We start from the raw sequence: 16,713 nt of genomic DNA on the forward strand, positions 1-16,713 counted from the left end.
GCCACTGCCGCCCGCTGGGTCACGCCGGGCTCGCCCAGCTCCAGCCGCAGCCTGCGGTAGCCCTCGAGCATGGTTTGGCGAGCTGCATTGCCGCCATCAAGTAAGGGCAGGGCCTCCCGCACGATCGCCGCAGCCGAGAGGTCCTCTTGGAGCAGTTCCGGCACCAGCCGCTCGCCCAGCACCAGGTTCACCGGCGAGATGTGGGGCACGCTGAAGCGCAGGATGTGGCGCGCCACAAAGGCGGTGACGCCGCTGACCCGGTACACAACCACCTGGGGCACGCCCCGCAGGGCCAGCTCCAGGTTCACCGTTCCCGACTTGGCCAAGGCCAGATCGGCAGCGGCGCAGAGACAGGCCTTGAGTTCATCGGAGTCGCAGGCGGGGATTATCTCGGCACGCACCCCGGCCTGGCTCAACTGCAGGGACAGATGGGCTTCGAAGCCGGGCAGCCCAGCCGGCACTACCACCTGGAGCTCCGGGCGCTGGCGTTGCAGCTCCGCAGCAGCAGCCACAATGTGGGGCAGCATGTAGCGGATTTCCTGGCGCCTGGAGGCAGGCATCAGCAACAGCACCGGAGCATCGAGCAGCCCGAGTTGGCGGCGGGCCTCCTGGCGGCTGGGGAGCTCGCCGAGCGTATCTACCAGCGGGTGCCCCACGTAGGTGACCTTGGCGCCGCGACAGCGATAGAAACGGGCTTCCTCCTGGAAAATCGCCAGGATCTGGTTGGTGAATCCGATCAGATTGGAGCGGCCCCCATTGCCAAACTTGAAGGCCCACTCCTGGGGGGCGATGTAGTAGGTCACCGGCACCCGGGGGAAGCGGCGCTTGAGCCGCAAACCCAGGCTCACATTGGGGCCCATGTAATCGATCAACACCACCCCATCGGGCGGGTCTGTGCTGAACCAGCGCTTCAGGCGGCGCTGCAACCTCAGGGTGGGCAGCACAAAGGGAATGGCCTCCAGCAGGCCAATGGCCCCCATCCGGGTCGTGTTGGCCAGCAATTCCGCACCGGCCCTTTCCATCCGCTCGCCGCCCAGGGCCACGATCTCCAGATCCAGCTTGCGGCGGCTGGCCTCCTGGTGCAGTGCCTTGACCAACAGCGCTCCCTGCAGATCCCCAGACACCTCGCCCGTGCTCACCAGCAGGCGGAGCATCAGCGCCCCCCCGGAATCGGGCCGCGGCGGGAGGGGCCCAGGGAGGCCTCCAGGAAGGCACAGAGCTGGGCGACGGCACCCCGGGGGGGCTCCAGGGTGAGTTGCCCCAAGGCTTCGGCAAGGGTGAGCCCACGGCGATAGATCAAGGTCCAGGCCCGCTTGAGCTGCTCAAACTCCTGGCCACCATCGAGGTCAATCAAACCACTGCGCTGCAAACCGATCCTGTTGAGGGCCCGCACCCGGGCGGGGTGGCCCTCCACCAGGGTGAAGGGGGGCACATCCCGCTCGATGCGGCTCATCCCCCCCACCATCGCCAGGGTGCCGATGTGCACAAATTGGTGAATGCCGAGCACACCGCCGATAACAGCCCGATCTCCGATGACCACATGGCCGGCCACTGCGACCCCATTGGCAATCACGATCCGATCGCCCAGCTCACAGTTGTGGCCCAGATGGGTGTAAGCCATCAGCAGGTTGCCACTGCCCAGGCGGGTCTGCTGGTTGCCAGTGGTGGCGCGGTTGATGGTGACGCACTCCCTGATGGTGTTGTCATCGCCCAGCACCACCTCGGTGGGATCGCCGGTGTACTTGAGGTCCTGGGGCTCTAGGCCGATGCAGGCCCCTGGAAAGATGCGATTGCCCCTGCCCAAACGCACCCTACCGTCGAGCACCACATGGGGCCCGATCCAGCAACCGGCTCCGATCTCCACATCCGGGCCGACCACGGCGTAGGGGCCCACCTCAACCCCATCGGCCAGCTGGGCCCTGGGATCCACAACGGCGGTGGGATGGATCAACGTCGCCATCAGTCCACCAGCGAGAACATCAGTTCTCCGGAGCAGACAAGTTTGCCCTCCACGGTGGCTTCAGCCTTCACCTTGCCAAAGCGCCTGCGCTTGAGGCTGAGCAGCTCACAGCTGATCAGCAACTGGTCGCCAGGCACGACGGGCCGGCGAAAACGCACTCCATCAATTCCCGCGAAGACAAACAAGCCGTTCGGCAGATCTGGCATCTGGGTGACGATCAACCCACCCACCTGGGCCATCGCCTCGACGATCAACACACCTGGCATCAGGGGGCGGCCAGGGAAATGCCCCTGAAACTGGGGCTCGTTGCAGCTGACGTTCTTGATGGCCACGGCCCGTTTGCCCGGTTCATGCTCAATCACCCGGTCGACCAGGGCAAAGGGATAGCGGTGGGGAAGTAACCCCTGGATCTGCTCGTTGGTCAGAATCACCCCGCTGGTTGTTGGAAGTTCAGCTTTGGCTGAAAGTTCAGTGTCGGCGGCAGATAAAGGGGGCTGGGGAGCGCTGGATTCAGACAAGGGCATCAACCGGGAGAGGGATGGGCGGAATTGGGGCTGGAGGGGGAATTGACTGCCGGCAGACCAGCCAGAACAGCCGCCATTGAGGTGTGGAGCCCATGGGAGCCCCGGTAGGCGAAAACCTGGGCCCTTGGCAGGCCCACAAGGGCAAGGTCACCCAGTAGGTCCAGAATTTTATGGCGCACCGGCTCCTCGACAAAGCGCAGGGGTGGATTGAGCCACTGATCGCCGTCACATACCAGGGCATTCTCCAGGCACCCCCCCCGAATCAAGCCCGCTGAGCGCAACTGGTCCACCTGGGAGCGCAGACCGAAGGTGCGTGCAGGAGCGATCTGCTCAACGAAACTGGTGGGGCTCAGGTCCAGGGAAAACAACTGGCGGCCGATCGCCGCATCGGCAAATTCAATGGCCGCGCCCAGACGCAGCCCCGCATGGGGAAGTGCTGTTGCAAAGCTGGTACCACTGCAGACCGTGATGGGCGCGTCCAGCTCCAGGCCCCCGGAGCTGCCGGGCAGGGCCTGGAGCCCCGCCTCAGCCAAAGCCTGCACCCAGGGGAAGGCTGAGCCATCCAGCAGGGGAATCTCCTCGCCGTTGACCAGGATTTCGGCCTGGGTAACCCCGGTGCCAGCCAGAGCAGCCAGCAGATGCTCGACGGTGGCCAGACGCCTTTGATCCAGCTGCAGGGCCGTACACAGGCGGGTATCACTCACCTGGCTTGGGGTGAGGCGGCATAGGGGCAGCTGGGGAGCGTCGAGCCAGCCGACCCAGAAGCCCGAACGCTCAGAGGCCTGGAGCCGAACTGTGGTCTCAAGACCGCCGTGCAGACCAACCCCCCGCCGCTCCACCGGGTCTTGAATAGTCCAGCGGCCGGAGTAATCGGCGGGCCACTGCATCATCTAGAACTTCCAGCCCACACCGAGGTTGAAGCGCCACTCGCTGGAGAAATCCTGGGTGGCCACCTCCAGGCGCAGGGGGCCCACCGGGGTGGTGACAATCAGTCCGACACCAGGTGAATAGCCCTCACCTGATTTACCAAGCAGCCCACCCGGGTTGCCTGGGATACCGCTCTGGCTGCCGAAAGTGGTGCCTGCATCAAAGAAAATCTCGCCGCTGATGATGCTGAAAATGGGAAAGCGGTACTCAATCGTCGCCTCGGCAAAACTCTTGCCAACCCCGAGATCGCAGTCGTAATAGCCCCTCACCGAGTTGCCGCCTCCAAGGCAGAAGGCCTCATAGGGAGGAATATCGCTACCCACCAAGGTGCCTGCCGACACCTGGAAAGCCAGGGCCTGCTTGCAGTCTTTGGTCTCACCGGGCTTGGGCCGGCAGCCCTTGAAGATCTTCAACCACTCCACGGGGATGTAGTGGGTGAAGCTGCCCCGCAGTCGGTTGAAGGTGGGGGAGTTCTCACCCACCGAGATGAACTGCTCAGTGCCCAGGCTCAGGAAATTGCCCTTAGTGGGATTACGGGGATCGTTGAGAGTGCTGTAGGTGGCTCCAACCCGGAAGCTCACCAGTTGGTTTTCCGAGGCGCAGTTGTAGGCCAGGCAGATCACCGAAGCACCGTTGCTGGTGCTAAAGCCCCCATCAGACTGAAGATTGCCGACCACGCCCCTTGAATACTTGGATCCAGAGAAATCCATGGGGGTGACCTCCTGGCCACCAAAGGAGAGGATCAGATTCCAGGGAGCTTTCTTGAAGGGGTTGCCACGATTAAGCGGCCGCACAAACTGCACGTTTGCGCCGATCCGCTGAATTGCAACCGTGTCAAAGTTTGTTGTACCCGTGCCCTGGTTAGATCCGGCAGGGTTCTCATCAAACGAGGTAACTACGTCGAAGTCAGAGCCGGAATAGTTCTGTAGCTGATAGCTAAACGATGAATTTTCGCTCTGAAAGAGCTGGGGCACTTCCCGGCTGAAGAAAACGCGAGCCCTGAAGGAGGTGCGATATTTGTTGTCCTTGATCCAGGGGTCGGTGAAGGTGATGTCACCGAGACCACCATATTGGCCGTAGGAAATATTGGTGCCGAGGTCCCAGGCGCGGCCGAAGAGGTTGCTGTCATTCAACTGGATCTGAGCAAATGCACCCTGGCTCTGGCTATAGCCAATACCACCAGATAGGGAGCCGCTCGACTGCTCGACGATGCCCAGCATGATCACAACCTTGCCGGGCTCAGCTGGCACCGGCCTGAGGGTCACCTTGACGTCGCTGAACAGGCCCGTGCCATAGATCCGCTTGATGTCCTCCTCCAGCTCCCGGCGGTTGAACACCTGGCCCGGGCGAAGGGACACCTCCCTGGTCACAACCCAGGGTTTGGTCTTGCCGCGGATCGGCTCACCCTTGTCGTTGGTGGCTGAGCCCTCCTTATTGAGGAACTGCACTTCAACGCCCTCCACGGTGCCCTGGCGCACCAACAGCTCGACCACACCTTCAGGACTGACCCGACTGGGGCCGGTGATGCGGGCCAGGGAATAGCCCTGGTCGGCATACCAGCGCTGCAGCTCCTGCATGCGGGACTGCAGGGTGTTGAGATTGAGCGTCTTGCCGTAGTCGGCAGCGAAGGTGTCCTGAACCACCTGGGCGGGCAGCTTGAGATCGGCCGGATCGAGCTTGATTTGCTGGAGCACGGGGTTGGCCACCACCACCACCACCAGACGCACACCCAAGGGGCCATCCACAGGCTGGATGCGCACATCGGAGAACCAGCCGCTGGCATAGATCGCCGAGAGATCGGTCTGCAGCTCGGTGCGGGTGACAAGGGAACCCGGGGTGGCCGCCATGGCCGCATAGGCCGCCAGTTCGAGCCGCTCCCGCTCGGGATGGTCCTGCAGCCCCTCGATCGCCACCTCGGCGATCAGGACCTTGGGCTCGGCCTTGGCTGCTGGCTCGGTGCTAGCAGCTGGCGCGGGGCTGGCGGCCGGCTGCTGGGCTGGGGAGGTTTCGGCTGGGGACGTTTGAGCCGGGGCTGGGGTTGGGGCCGCCGGATCGGCCAGTGGGTTGTCCAGCTGCTGGGCAGCGGGCTGGGGTTGCCCGCCTGGCGGCGCTGCATCCCCAGACTGGGCCAGGGCCGGGCCAGCTGCGAGGAGGGCAAAGCCCAGCAGGGACATCGCAGCCTTTAAACCCAGCAAACCAGCCATGTGATGGGGGGGCAGAGCGGCAGGGCCGCAAATGCCGACGACCTTACCCGTAGACCCTGGGTTGGGGACATGCCCCTTGGACCCGTTTGCAGACCTCCCCGTAGGCCTCGACAACGCCGCCGAGATCCTGGCGGAATCGGTCCTTGTCGAGAATGCGGTCGCTGACATCAGCCACGGCCCGGTCCCAGAGCCGGCAGGTGTCGGGACTGATCTCATCCGCCAGCACCAAGTCACCGCTGGCAGTAAAGCCCAGCTCAATCTTAAAATCCACTAGCTGCAGCCCGATTGAGCTGAACAGGCCCATCAGTTCCCGGTTCACCTGGCGAGCCAGCTCTTCGAGGCGGCTCCTTTGATCGGCATTCACCAGCCCAAGCAGCTCCAACCGCGCTTCGGTGAGCAGGGGATCGCCATAGGCATCATCCTTGTAATAGAGATCCAACAAGGCGGGCTCCAGGCAGGTGCCCAGCTCGATCGGCATCTGCTTGCAAAGGGATCCGGCGGCCACATTGCGGATCACCACTTCAACGGGAATCACCCGCACCGGACGCACGAGCATCCAGCGGGTCTCCCCCACGCCCAGATAGTGGGTGGGCACCCCACGGGCGGCGAGGTACTCAAACAGTCGAGCCGAGATCTGGCAGTTGAGCTCCCCCTTGCCCGCCAGTTCGGCCTTTTTGAGGGCGTTGAAGGCCGTGGCGTCATCCTTGAACTCAATCGCCACCAGGTCGGGGCGATCGGTGGCATAGACCCGCTTGGCCTTGCCTTCGTAGAGGAGCGAACCGAGGCAGTAGGCCGTCATGGCTGGGGATCGGAGAACGATTTGGGGGCATGGCCGCCAGGGGAGCGCGGCGAGCGCAATTGCCGCTCCAACTCGGCCTGACGGGACTCGGCCGTACGACCCAGCAGCCATTCTGCGTAGGCATCGTCGATGCCACGGCTGAGCCGCAGCCGCCGCTCCGCCGCCCGCTCGGTCCGCTCCGGGATGCCCTGGCCCAGGGCCAGCTGCTGATCGAGAATCTGGCCCACCAGGCCCCAGGCCCCGGCGGTGGCTGCCTGCTCCAGGGCGAGTTCCAGCAGCCGGTCCTGTTCCACGGCTGGGAGCCCATCGAACAACGCCACCGCCTGGGCAAGGCGCGCCGCATTGACGGCCCCCGGCTGGGTTCCACTCAGCAACACCTCGGCGGCCCGCTGCCGCTGGCCCAGGCTTTCCAGGTGGCCCGCCAGCAGATCCAGGGCCGAGCGCGTCACCGCGGTGCCGTCCTGACGCCGGGTCACCGGCAGCTCAAGTGCCTCTAGCTGGGCCAAATTTCCAGCCGCGAGTCGCCGCAGGGCATTGGCCGCCACCTGGTGGTTTAGGCCAGCCTGGGCTGCCCGCCACTGCATCACCAACCACTGGATCCGCTCGGCACCGGCAGCTGGGCTGATCCGGGCGAGCACCTGCAGGGCCCCATCCGGGGCCTCGCAGCGCAACAGAACCTCGGCATTGGCAAACACCACAGCCAGGGGTTGGGGGGCGGGATGGAGGCCGAGCAGCCGCTGCTGCAGCAAGCGCAGGCGGGGCCCATCCCCCTGCTCGACGGCCGTGGCGCAGGCCCCGTCAAAATCCCTGAGGTTGCCACTGGCCAGCAGGGTCTTCAGGGCAGGATCAAGCTCCACTGGCTTGGCTGCCGCCCCACTGGGGGCAGGCCCAACCAGGGCCAGGGCCAGCGAGGCCGAAACCGTGGCCAGGGCCGAAACCGTGGCCAGGGCCGCCAGCAGCGGCCGGGCGCGGGGGGAGAATGGCGCTGGGCTTGCCGGCATCTGCTGGGGCTGGGCCCGCGGACCCATCTGGCAAGGTCCAACCTAGAAGAGCTTCTGCTCCAATCCACCCCAATTTCGGAACGTCCAGGCCCCATGGCTCCAGCTCCCAGCCCCTCTTCCTGCCCAGCTCCCACCAGGATCCTGGTGGTCGGCTCCGGCGGGCGCGAAAACTCCCTGGGCTGGGCCCTGGCCCGCTGCCCAGGGGTGGAAGCCGTGTGGATCGCACCGGGGAATGGGGGCACTGCTGAAATTCCAGGCTGCAGCCAGCTGGAAATCGCCGAATCCGACCATGGGGGCCTGCTCGCAGCCTGCCGTGACCACGCCGTTGAGCTGGTGGTGGTGGGCCCTGAGGCACCCCTGGCCGCCGGCCTGGCGGACCGGCTGCGCGAAGCCGGCTTCCCGGTGTTCGGGCCCGGCGCCGATGGGGCCCAGCTCGAGGCGAGCAAACAATGGGCCAAGGCCCTGATGCTGGAGGTCGGGATACCCACCGCCGGCTATTGGAGCGCCAGTAGCAGGGAGGAGGCCCTGGCGGTGCTGGAGGCCGCAGGCAGACCGCTGGTGGTGAAGGCCGATGGCCTGGCCGCCGGCAAGGGGGTGACCGTGGCCGAAAGCCTGGAAGAGGCCCGCGCCGGGATTGAGGAGATTTTTGCCGGTCGTTTCGGCGAGGGCGCAGGCGCCAGGTTGGTGCTGGAGGAACGCACCCATGGTCCCGAGGTGTCGGTGTTCGCGCTCTGTGACGGCCAGCGGCTGGTGTTGCTGCCCAGCGCCCAGGACCACAAGCGAATCGGCGAGGGCGACACCGGACCCAACACCGGCGGCATGGGCGCCTATGCGCCGGCGCCGCTGCTGGATGGGGGGGGGCTGGAGCAGGTGAAGCGCCTGGTGCTCGAACCCACCGTGGCCGCCCTGCGGGCCCGGGGCATCGACTACCGCGGGGTGATCTATGCCGGCCTGATGCTCACCGAACATGGGCCCAGCGTGATCGAATTCAACTGCCGCTTCGGCGATCCAGAATGCGAGACCCTGATGCCGCTACTCGGGCCGGAACTGGCCCAGATCCTGCTGGCCTGTGCCAACGGCCAGCTCGACCAGGCTCCGCCGCTCACCATCCATCCCGGCTGCAGCGCCTGTGTAATTGCCGCCGCCGCGGGCTACCCCGGCGAGATCCGCAGCGGCGATGTGGTCAGCAGTGAACTGGAGAGCAGCAACAGCCTGCAACTGTTCCACGCGGGCACCCGGCGCAGCGGCGACGGCAGCTGTCAAACCAGTGGCGGCCGGGTGCTGGCCGTGGTCGCCCAGGCCGAAAGCTTTGATGCCGCCTTCGAGCAGGCCTACGCCGGCCTGGCCCAGGTTCACTTTGAGGGCATGACCTACCGGCGGGACATCGGCCACCAGGTGCGCAGCCGATGAGCTGGCGCCAGGCCCTGAATCGCTGGTGGCAGGAGTTCAGCCTGCAGACCAAGCTGCTGGCGGTGGCGACCCTGGTGGTAAGCCTGCTGATGACGGGCATCACCTTCCTGGCCCTCAACGGCATCCAACGGGACGCCCAGCTGGGTGACACCCGCTACGCCCGTGACCTGGGCCTGCTGCTTTCCGCCAACGTGACCCCGCTGGTGGCGGAGGGCAATGACCGGGAGCTGGCGGCAGTCGCCGATCGCTTCTGGCGCTCCAGCCGCAGCCTTCGCTATGTCTTCTTTGCCGATCCTGAGGGGGTGATCTACCTAGGCATCCCCATCGGTGCTAGCTCGGGCAGCAGCGAACTGCTGCTCAGCCGCAGGCTGGAGCTGCCGGAGGATCTGCGCAAGCGCCCGGACACCCCCCTGATTCGCCAGCACCTCAGCCCAGATGGCCAGGTGACTGACGTCTTTGTGCCGATGGTGAGTGAGGGGAAATATCTAGGGGTGATGGCCCTGGGCATCAACCCCAATGAGACCCTGCTGGCCAGTGCTGCCCTCACCCGGGAGGTGACCGTGGCGGTATTCATTTCGATCTGGGTGCTGGTGATCCTGGGGGCCGTGTTCAACGCCCTCACCATCACCCGCCCGGTCAAGGAGCTGCTCCAGGGGGTGCGCTCAATCACCGGTGGCAAGTTTGAAACCAGGCTCGCCCTGCCGGTGGGCGGTGAGCTCGGCGAGCTGCTCGAGGGCTTCAACGCCATGGCGGCCCAACTGGAGGACTACAAGGCCGCCAACATCGAGGAGCTGACCGCGGCCCAGGTGAAGCAGGAATCCCTAATTGCCACCATGGCAGATGGGGCCGTGCTCCTCGATGCCGAAGGGGCAATCGTGCTGGCCAATCCCACCGCCCGCCGCCTGTTCCGCTGGGAGGGCCGCAAGCTCGAAGGCAGCGACCTGATCGCCGAACTGCCCGAAAGGTTGGCGATGGAACTCCAGTCACCCCTGGAGAGTCTGATCTGCAGCGCCCGCGACAGTGCTGATGTGCGCTGCCGATTTGGCGAACCGCCCCGCACCCTGCGGATCGTGCTGCAATCAGTGCGGGATGCCACCGGCGAAAGCCTTAAGGGAATCGCCGTCACCATCCAGGACCTCAGCCGCGAGGTGGAATTGAACGCCGCCCAGAGCCGTTTCATCAGCAACGTCTCCCACGAATTGCGCACACCCCTGTTCAATATCAAGAGCTACGTGGAAACCCTCCACGACCTGGGCGACCAGCTCACGGAAGCGGAGAAAAAGGAGTTTCTGGGCATCGCCAACGATGAAACCGATCGACTGACCCGGCTCGTCAACGACGTGCTCGACCTCTCCAGGCTGGAATCGGAACGGGTCTGGACCCTCGAACCGATGGAGCTGACTGCCGCCATCGAACAGACCCTCCGCACCTATCGGCTCAATGCCGATGAAAAGGAGGTGGGCCTGGACTTCCATGCCGACCCCCAACTGCCTCGGATTCTGGGCAACTGGGACCTGCTGCTGCAGGTGTTCGACAACCTGGTGGGCAATGCCCTCAAATTCACCCCCAAGGGTGGCAGGCTGCAACTGCGGGCCTATCCCTGGCCAGATCTCTGCCAGCTCACCCCAGGCACCGAACCAAATAGCGAAAGTCCGAGCTGTGAGCTGACCTCACCCCTGCCAAGGCTGCGCATCGAAATCTCCGACAGCGGCTGTGGCATCAGCGAGGCCGACCAGGAGCGCATCTTCGAGCGCTTCTACAGGGTCGAAAACGCGGTGCACACCGAGGCTGGAACGGGCCTGGGCCTTTCGATTGTGCGGGGCATTCTCGAAAAACATGGGACCCAGGTGCGCATGGCCAGCGAACCGGGCACGGGCTCCACCTTTTGGTTCGACCTGCCGCTTGAGGGCTCCGACAACGACGAACTTCAACTCCTCTCCGAACGGCGGCGTTACGACCAGCTGGAGCCAGCCAACTCCTAGAGCGCGTCGTCAGCAACTCCCCGCACAATGCGGGAGAGCTCGCTGCGCTCATCGGTGGTGATGCGGTGGGGAACGCCAGAAATAATCCGCTCGAAGTTTGAGAAGGAATCCTTGATCTCGGGGCCATTGCTGGTGATCACAAATTCACGGATGCCCTTGTCGTGCCAGGAGCCCCGCATCTTGAACACATTGAGGGCGCGGGCCATCTCACCGCGGATCTCCACATACTGCAGCAATAGGATCGTGTCCGTAATTGTGGAGATGTGGGAGTCGGTAATCGAGTGGCTGCCCATGAACTCCTCAGAGGTGTTCGTAAAGAAACCGGCGATCTCCTCCTGCTTGGCGTAGCCAGTCACACCGATAACAAACTGTCGGAACGCGTTGTGGCTCACGCCCCGGGCGAGGGCAGAAAGCGAATCGATCGCCATACGCGAAGGCTTGAACTGGCTGATCTCCGTTTTAATTATCTGGAGGTGGTCTTCCAGGCCAGTCGATTCTGGATAGGCACAGATGATTTTGAGCAGGCCGTCCTGCTCCATCTGTTCAAAATCAATGCCCCAACTGGTCGCATTGCGCAGTAACTGGGCCCGGGATTCCTCATAGGCAAACAAAATCGCCCGCTCCCTGCTGCGGCAAGCATCCTCAACAAACTTGGAAACCAGCAGGGTCTTGCCCGTACCGGTGGCACCGGTGGCCAGAATGATTGAGTCCTTGAAGAAACCGCCACCACACATCTCGTCGAGCTTGGGCACCCCGGAGCTGATGCGCACATTGGAAGATCGCTGGGTGAGGCGCATGGCACCCAGGGGGAAAACGCTGATGCCATGGCCACCCATGGTGAAGGGGAATTCACCCTTCATATGGGTGGTGCCCCGCAGTTTTAAAATCTCAGCAGTGCGGCGCCGCCGTTCACCCTCGAGCACATTGCGCAGAATTACAACGTTGTCAGAAACAAATTCCTCCACCCCATAGCGGGCAATCGGACCATACTCATCTATCCGCTCGGTGGTCATTACCGTAGTGACACCAATCTCCTTGAGCCGGGCAATCAACCTGAAGATTTCACGCCGCACCACTGAAACAGCATCATATTGCTGAAAAACTGCGGTGATCGAATCAATCGCAACCCGCTTTGCCTTATATTTACGGATGGCATAGTTGATTCTCTCGATCAAGCCTGAGAGATCAAAACTGCCGGCCACATCCTGGCCTTCAGGGTCTGGCGAGGCATCAAGAATGAACAGCTTATCCTGCTCAACCATGCTCTGAAGATCCCAGCCAAAACTAGCCGCATTGCGCAATATATCCAGAGGCGATTCCTCAAATGTCACAAAAATGCCAGGCTCGTTGTACTGGCGGATCCCGTTGTAGAGAAAATTGAGCGAGAAAATCGTCTTGCCGGTGCCGGAAGTGCCACTGATCAGGGTGGAGCGGCCAATGGGCAGGCCCCCATGGCAGACATCATCGAAGCCCTCGATCCCAGTCGGGAGCTTCTGAACCTGCATCAGGGAATTACTGGTGGGGCTTGGTTCCTGCATCGACAGTTGGGGTCTGGTCAAAAGCTACTCAAGGCAGCGGCCCATGAGAAGGGAGAAGATCTATAGGAGCTGCGGGCGTGTCTCAAGCTGGATTTTCCTCTGGCCCCTGCTCGTCCGAGCCCTCTTCAGTGAGCTCCTCATAGAGAAGATCCAGGCCGATCAGCACCCGCTCCCGATCGGAGAGGTCGCCAATGATGCGCCGCACCGGGGGGGGCAGGATCTTGGCCAGGGTGGGGGTGGCCAGGATCTTGTCCTCTTCAGCCAACTGGGGATTTTTCAATACGTCTATCACCTTGAGGGCATAGACGCCGAGAAACTCCGTTTCCAGAATGTTGCGCAGGGTCTTGAGGGCGCGCATCGAGTTTGGCGTATTGCCCGCCACGTAAAGCTTAAGGATGTAGGTCTTGCGGGGAGTCATGTTTCAGGAGCGTCCTGGTTCAAACCATTGTGGGCTGGCCCGTTGCCTGGAGCGGGATGGCTGCCAAGGGAGCATCGGGGGGGATGGAGCGGCGATACATCTCGCAGAGATGGGCCATCACATCAAGGAGGGCTAATCGATAGTCCTGAAGAAAATCGTTCTTGTGTCCTTCCAGTTTGAGGCGCTGCGAGAAAGCATCAATCAGATTCACGTGAATCTCAACAGTTTTTGTAATTGGCAAATCGCTAAAAAAAGCAGTATTCACAAAGCTTTCCAGGGCCTGGTTGGCAGCAGCCGGATCGCGGAAGTAACTGAGCAGCAGGTCTCGGTAGGTGCGTTCGAGCGAATGGAACAGCTCTTCCCGTTCCAACTCGGGCAGGTTGCGCAAAAAGCGGGAGGGATCGCGCTTGTAGAAAACTCCCACAAAGCCCAGGCGGCCCTTCAGCCGGTTGGCCAGCTTCCAGCCCTCAAGGGTCTCGGGCTTGGCCTGCCCGAGGGGCGGGCTAGCCCCGGCCCTCGGGCCGCGCTGGAGGACCCGAGAGATGGCGGCATCGAGGCTGTAGCTGAGCTGCTCGAGCTGATCTGGGGGCAGGTGCACCTCTGCTTGATGGAATTCGGTCTGACCGCTGACCGCACCGATCACCACTGCTGGCAGCTGCAGGCCCAGGTCCGAAAGGGCCTGATAGGCCTGGCTCTCCAGGGCGCCCTCCTCCAACACCAGGGCATCAAACTCCTCGCGGCGCATCTCCAGCTGCGCCACAGGATTGGCGTCGGGATCCAGCCACACCATCCGCCAGCGGCCGCCGACGAGCCAGCGGCCGCAAGCCTCCTGGAGAGAGGAATCCCGGATCAGCGAAGCAATGGTGAGGGCCGGTTCGGGCATGGACCGCTTCAACGGCGGGACAACCCGCAGCAAAGGCCACCAAATGTTGACGAAAGGAAGGCCGAAACGGGAGGATTGTTGTTTGTTTTCCCATTTTGTGCGCCAGGCCCAATGACGGCCTGCTCCTCAGCTAGTCAAGGAGCCTCCGTCAGCCTGGCCACGCCCTTGCCGCCATGAGCCCAACTCCCGAAAACACCTCCCCAAACACGCCCACTGCCGAGCAGCCCAGCCCAGCAGCTGCTGGGGCCCCAACAGGCCCCTACGCCATTGTTGAAACCTCAGGTCAGCAGTTCTGGCTCCAACCCAACCGCTACTACGACCTCGACCGGATCGCCCTGGAGGTGGACGGCACCCTGACCATCGACAACGTGCTGTTGGTAAACGACGGCAAGGCGACCACCCTGGGCCAGCCCTACGTCAAGGGCGCCACCGTGGAGCTCAAGGTGATGGCCCATCGCCGCGGCACCAAAATCATCGTCTACAAGATGCGCCCCAAGAAGAAAACCAGGCGCAAAAACGGCCACCGCCAGGAACTGACCCGGGTGATGGTCGAGTCGATCAGCGTCAGCGGCAAGCCGATCGCCTGAAGCAAGTTTCCATTTCCAGTCCCCCTGATTTCTCCGATCCATGGCCCACAAGAAAGGCACAGGCTCCACTCGCAACGGTCGCGACTCAAACTCCAAGCGCCTCGGCGTCAAGCGCTATGGCGGTGAAACCGTCAGCGCCGGTTCGATCCTGATCCGCCAGCGCGGCACCTCCGTGCTGCCCGGCGTCAACGTCGGCCGGGGTTCGGACGACACCCTCTATGCCCTCGTGGCTGGGGTGGTGAAATTCGAAAGCATCAAGCGCGGCCTGCGCAACCGCAAACGCATCAACATCGCCGTCGCCTAAAGGTCGGCTCAGGCCAACCGGTAGGCCCGGGTAGTGATCAAGAAGGGGTGAAACACCTCCAGGAAACGGCCAGAGAGGGTGCGGAAAAAGCTTTCCACCAGCTCCGGGGCGTCGAAATGGAAGGGGTATTCCCCCTGAAAACCCTTGAAGAAATACCAGTTGAGCAGGGCTGTCCCCGCCGGGCCCAACCTGTCGGCAAAGATCTCCAGCTGGGCTGAGGGATCGGCGAGATGTTCGAGCACATCCAGACACACGATCGTGTCGAAGCACCGCGGTAGGGCCGGATCAGCCAGATCCCGGTAGCAGCCCAGCTTCGCCGCCAGGCCCAGCTCGGTGGCCCGGGCCTCCACAAAGGCGCGGTTGTGGGGGTTGAGATCGACGAACCACACCCGCTCCACCTGGGGCAGGGCCGCCGCCGCCAGGGCATGGCTGCCGATACCGCCGCCAAAGTCCAGCAACTGCCCCTGGGCGAAGAGCTGCTGCAGGCGCAGGGTGTCGGCGATGTAGTCGGCACTGCCCAGGTGCCAGGCCGCCAGCTCCAGCAGGTGGCCGGTGCCCACAGCATCTTCATAGAACTGCTCCACCCGCTCGGGATCGAAGGAGCCCGGATGGAGGGCGGCCAGATCGTCGGTGCTGCTGGGCAGGCGGCGCTCCAGCTCTTCGGGCGCTATCGCCAGGAAGGCAGCCAGCTGGGCGCGCAGGCCAAAACCATCGGCCAGAAAGCGCCCAACCCCCAGCCCCGTCTCCGCCATGGCCAAAGTCACCCTGAGCAGTTCAGGGCCAAGCTAAGGGTCAGGGGGCGGAAGCCCCATCGCTCAGTCAGGCAGCTCGGCCCCCGCTTCGGGCACCTCCAGCCAGTGGCGCAACCAGGCCACCAGGCCGTAGAAGGGCAGGGTGTCAACCAAAGCGGCCAGGGCCTTGAACAGGTAGCCACTGGCAATGAAAGAAACCAGCTGGGGCCAGACGGGCTCGCCGGGCCGCACCGGCAACACACCGCTGGCGTAGTGACTAATAAGCACCACGGCACTGGTATCGACCAGTTGGCTCACCAGGGTGGAGCCGTTGTTGCGCAGCCAAAGGGCCTTGCCCCCACTGAACCGCTTCCAGAAATGGAACAGCCGCACGTCGGTGAACTGGGCTGCCAGGTAGGCGACCATCGAGGCCCCGACAGCCCCGAATGCCAGACGGCGGACCTCGAAGAAGGTGGCATCCGGCGCACCGGCAACCCCCGGCAGGATGCCGCCAAGCCAGAGGATCAGCACGATCCAGCCATTGAGAGCAAGCCCGACCCACACCAGCTGGCCCGCCTTCTGCTCACCCCACAGCTCACTGATCAGGTCTGTGCACAGGAAGGTGACCGGATAGGGCAGGGCCCCCACCGCCACCACGATCGGCCAGGAGCCGATCGTGCCCAGCTGGAGAAAGCGGGTGAGGCCAAGGATATTGAGCATGCCCATGGTGCCCAGGAAAATCCCGGCCAGCACCAAAAACGTCAGGTCCCGGCGCTGCTGCAGGGTCATCGAAGCGGATCATGGGACCCTGCAAGGCTGACGCTCCCATCCATGCCTGACCAGCCCTGCGGCTTTCTGGTGCTCGATAAGCCCGCGGGCCTCACCTCCCATGGCTGTGTGGGCAGGGTGCGCCGGGCCTATGGCCTCAAGCGGGTGGGCCATGGCGGCACCCTCGATCCAGCCGTGACCGGGGTGCTGCCGCTCGCCCTGGGGTCCGCCACCCGGCTGCTGCCCTACCTGGAGGGGGACAAGACCTACCGGGGATTGGTGCAACTGGGGGTGCGCACCGTCAGCGACGACCTCGAGGGGGAGGTGCTGGCCCGAGCCGCGGTGCCTGCCCTCGAGGCAGGGGATCTCGCTGCAGCCCTGGCGGCTTTCCGGGGCAAGATCCAGCAGGTGCCTCCCCAGGTGTCGGCCGTGCATGTAGACGGCCAACGGGCATACAAGCGGGTGCGCCAGGGGGAACAACTGGAACTGGCAGCCAGGCCGGTGACGGTGCATCGCCTGGAACTGCTGGGCTGGGATCCCGCCAGCGGGGCCCTGGAGGTGGAGGTGGCCTGCTCGGCCGGCACCTACATCCGCGCCCTGGCCAGGGACCTGGGGGAGGCCCTGGGCTGCGGTGGTGCCCTGGCCAGGCTGCGCCGCACCGGGGCCCTGGGCTTTGA

17 protein-coding genes are annotated in these 16,713 nt (G+C 63.8%); 5 read left to right on the forward strand and 12 right to left on the reverse strand.

Features of this window, described 5'->3' with window-relative positions; genetic code table 11:
• The 7 genes from lpxB to KBZ15_RS05325 form a co-directional block, all read right to left on the reverse strand.
• Positions 1-1,154: lipid-A-disaccharide synthase (gene lpxB / locus KBZ15_RS05295; RefSeq protein WP_255013950.1), on the reverse strand; the 1,154-nt coding region annotated here is incomplete at its 3' end.
• Positions 1,154-1,960 (reverse strand): acyl-ACP--UDP-N-acetylglucosamine O-acyltransferase, encoded by an 807-nt coding sequence (gene lpxA, locus KBZ15_RS05300; RefSeq protein WP_197151339.1) that lies wholly within the window; start codon positions 1,958-1,960, stop codon positions 1,154-1,156. The genes lpxB and lpxA, both read right to left, overlap by 1 nt.
• Complete coding sequence (fabZ, locus tag KBZ15_RS05305) at positions 1,960-2,478, reverse strand: 3-hydroxyacyl-ACP dehydratase FabZ (RefSeq protein ID WP_396123405.1); 519 nt, start codon at positions 2,476-2,478, stop codon at positions 1,960-1,962. The genes lpxA and fabZ overlap by 1 nt, the downstream gene beginning before the upstream one ends.
• Before the next feature lie 5 nt (positions 2,479-2,483).
• Positions 2,484-3,374, reverse strand: a complete 891-nt coding sequence (gene lpxC / locus KBZ15_RS05310) for a UDP-3-O-acyl-N-acetylglucosamine deacetylase (protein WP_255013953.1) — start codon at positions 3,372-3,374, stop codon at positions 2,484-2,486.
• Positions 3,375-5,585 (reverse strand): BamA/TamA family outer membrane protein, encoded by a 2,211-nt coding sequence (locus KBZ15_RS05315; RefSeq protein WP_255013955.1) that lies wholly within the window; start codon positions 5,583-5,585, stop codon positions 3,375-3,377.
• Between the two features lie 73 nt (positions 5,586-5,658).
• Positions 5,659-6,414 carry a phosphoribosylaminoimidazolesuccinocarboxamide synthase gene (gene purC / locus KBZ15_RS05320; RefSeq protein ID WP_255013957.1) on the reverse strand — a complete coding sequence of 252 codons (756 nt, stop codon included), beginning with the start codon at positions 6,412-6,414 and terminating at the stop codon, positions 5,659-5,661.
• Positions 6,411-7,442 carry a hypothetical protein gene (locus tag KBZ15_RS05325; protein WP_255013959.1) on the reverse strand — a complete coding sequence of 344 codons (1,032 nt, stop codon included), beginning with the start codon at positions 7,440-7,442 and terminating at the stop codon, positions 6,411-6,413. The genes purC and KBZ15_RS05325 overlap by 4 nt, the downstream gene beginning before the upstream one ends.
• 66 nt (positions 7,443-7,508) lie before the next feature.
• Between KBZ15_RS05325 and purD the strand changes: the two genes are divergently transcribed.
• On the forward strand, positions 7,509-8,825 hold the full coding sequence (gene purD / locus KBZ15_RS05330; RefSeq protein WP_255013961.1) for a phosphoribosylamine--glycine ligase: 1,317 nt from the start codon (positions 7,509-7,511) through the stop codon (positions 8,823-8,825).
• Entirely contained in the window at positions 8,822-10,807 is a 1,986-nt protein-coding gene (locus KBZ15_RS05335) for an ATP-binding protein (RefSeq protein ID WP_255013963.1), read from the forward strand. The genes purD and KBZ15_RS05335 overlap by 4 nt, the downstream gene beginning before the upstream one ends.
• Here the strand turns inward: KBZ15_RS05335 and kaiC are convergent.
• The 3 genes from kaiC to KBZ15_RS05350 form a co-directional block, all read right to left on the reverse strand.
• Positions 10,804-12,345: a circadian clock protein KaiC gene (gene kaiC, locus KBZ15_RS05340; protein ID WP_255013965.1), complete on the reverse strand. Its 1,542-nt coding sequence runs from the start codon at positions 12,343-12,345 to the stop codon at positions 10,804-10,806. The genes KBZ15_RS05335 and kaiC overlap by 4 nt on opposite strands.
• Before the next feature lie 82 nt (positions 12,346-12,427).
• Positions 12,428-12,763 carry a circadian clock protein KaiB gene (gene kaiB, locus KBZ15_RS05345; protein WP_254929806.1) on the reverse strand — a complete coding sequence of 112 codons (336 nt, stop codon included), beginning with the start codon at positions 12,761-12,763 and terminating at the stop codon, positions 12,428-12,430.
• Positions 12,764-12,782: 19 nt separating this feature from the next.
• The gene (locus tag KBZ15_RS05350) at positions 12,783-13,646 is read right to left on the reverse strand and encodes a circadian clock protein KaiA (RefSeq protein WP_255013967.1); all 864 of its coding nucleotides are present in this window, start codon (positions 13,644-13,646) and stop codon (positions 12,783-12,785) included.
• Between the two features lie 173 nt (positions 13,647-13,819).
• On the opposite strand from KBZ15_RS05350, the gene rplU reads away from it, so the two are divergent.
• Together rplU and rpmA are read left to right on the forward strand one after the other, a co-directional pair.
• Complete coding sequence (rplU, locus tag KBZ15_RS05355) at positions 13,820-14,233, forward strand: 50S ribosomal protein L21 (protein WP_255013969.1); 414 nt, start codon at positions 13,820-13,822, stop codon at positions 14,231-14,233.
• A gap of 40 nt (positions 14,234-14,273) precedes the next feature.
• The gene (gene rpmA / locus KBZ15_RS05360) at positions 14,274-14,537 is read left to right on the forward strand and encodes a 50S ribosomal protein L27 (RefSeq protein ID WP_197151365.1); all 264 of its coding nucleotides are present in this window, start codon (positions 14,274-14,276) and stop codon (positions 14,535-14,537) included.
• An 8-nt stretch (positions 14,538-14,545) separates the two neighbouring features.
• Here the strand turns inward: rpmA and KBZ15_RS05365 are convergent, their stop codons facing one another.
• Entirely contained in the window at positions 14,546-15,289 is a 744-nt protein-coding gene (locus KBZ15_RS05365) for a bifunctional 2-polyprenyl-6-hydroxyphenol methylase/3-demethylubiquinol 3-O-methyltransferase UbiG (protein ID WP_255013974.1), read from the reverse strand.
• A gap of 63 nt (positions 15,290-15,352) precedes the next feature.
• Positions 15,353-16,057: a queuosine precursor transporter gene (locus KBZ15_RS05370; RefSeq protein ID WP_254929802.1), complete on the reverse strand. Its 705-nt coding sequence runs from the start codon at positions 16,055-16,057 to the stop codon at positions 15,353-15,355.
• Positions 16,058-16,099: 42 nt separating this feature from the next.
• Here KBZ15_RS05370 and truB point away from each other — a divergent pair.
• A partial coding sequence (gene truB, locus KBZ15_RS05375; RefSeq protein WP_255013970.1) for a tRNA pseudouridine(55) synthase TruB occupies positions 16,100-16,713 on the forward strand: 614 nt, incomplete at its 3' end.

This window comes from Cyanobium sp. BA20m-p-22, from assembly GCF_024346275.1.
Lineage (GTDB): Bacteria > Cyanobacteriota > Cyanobacteriia > PCC-6307 > Cyanobiaceae > Cyanobium_A.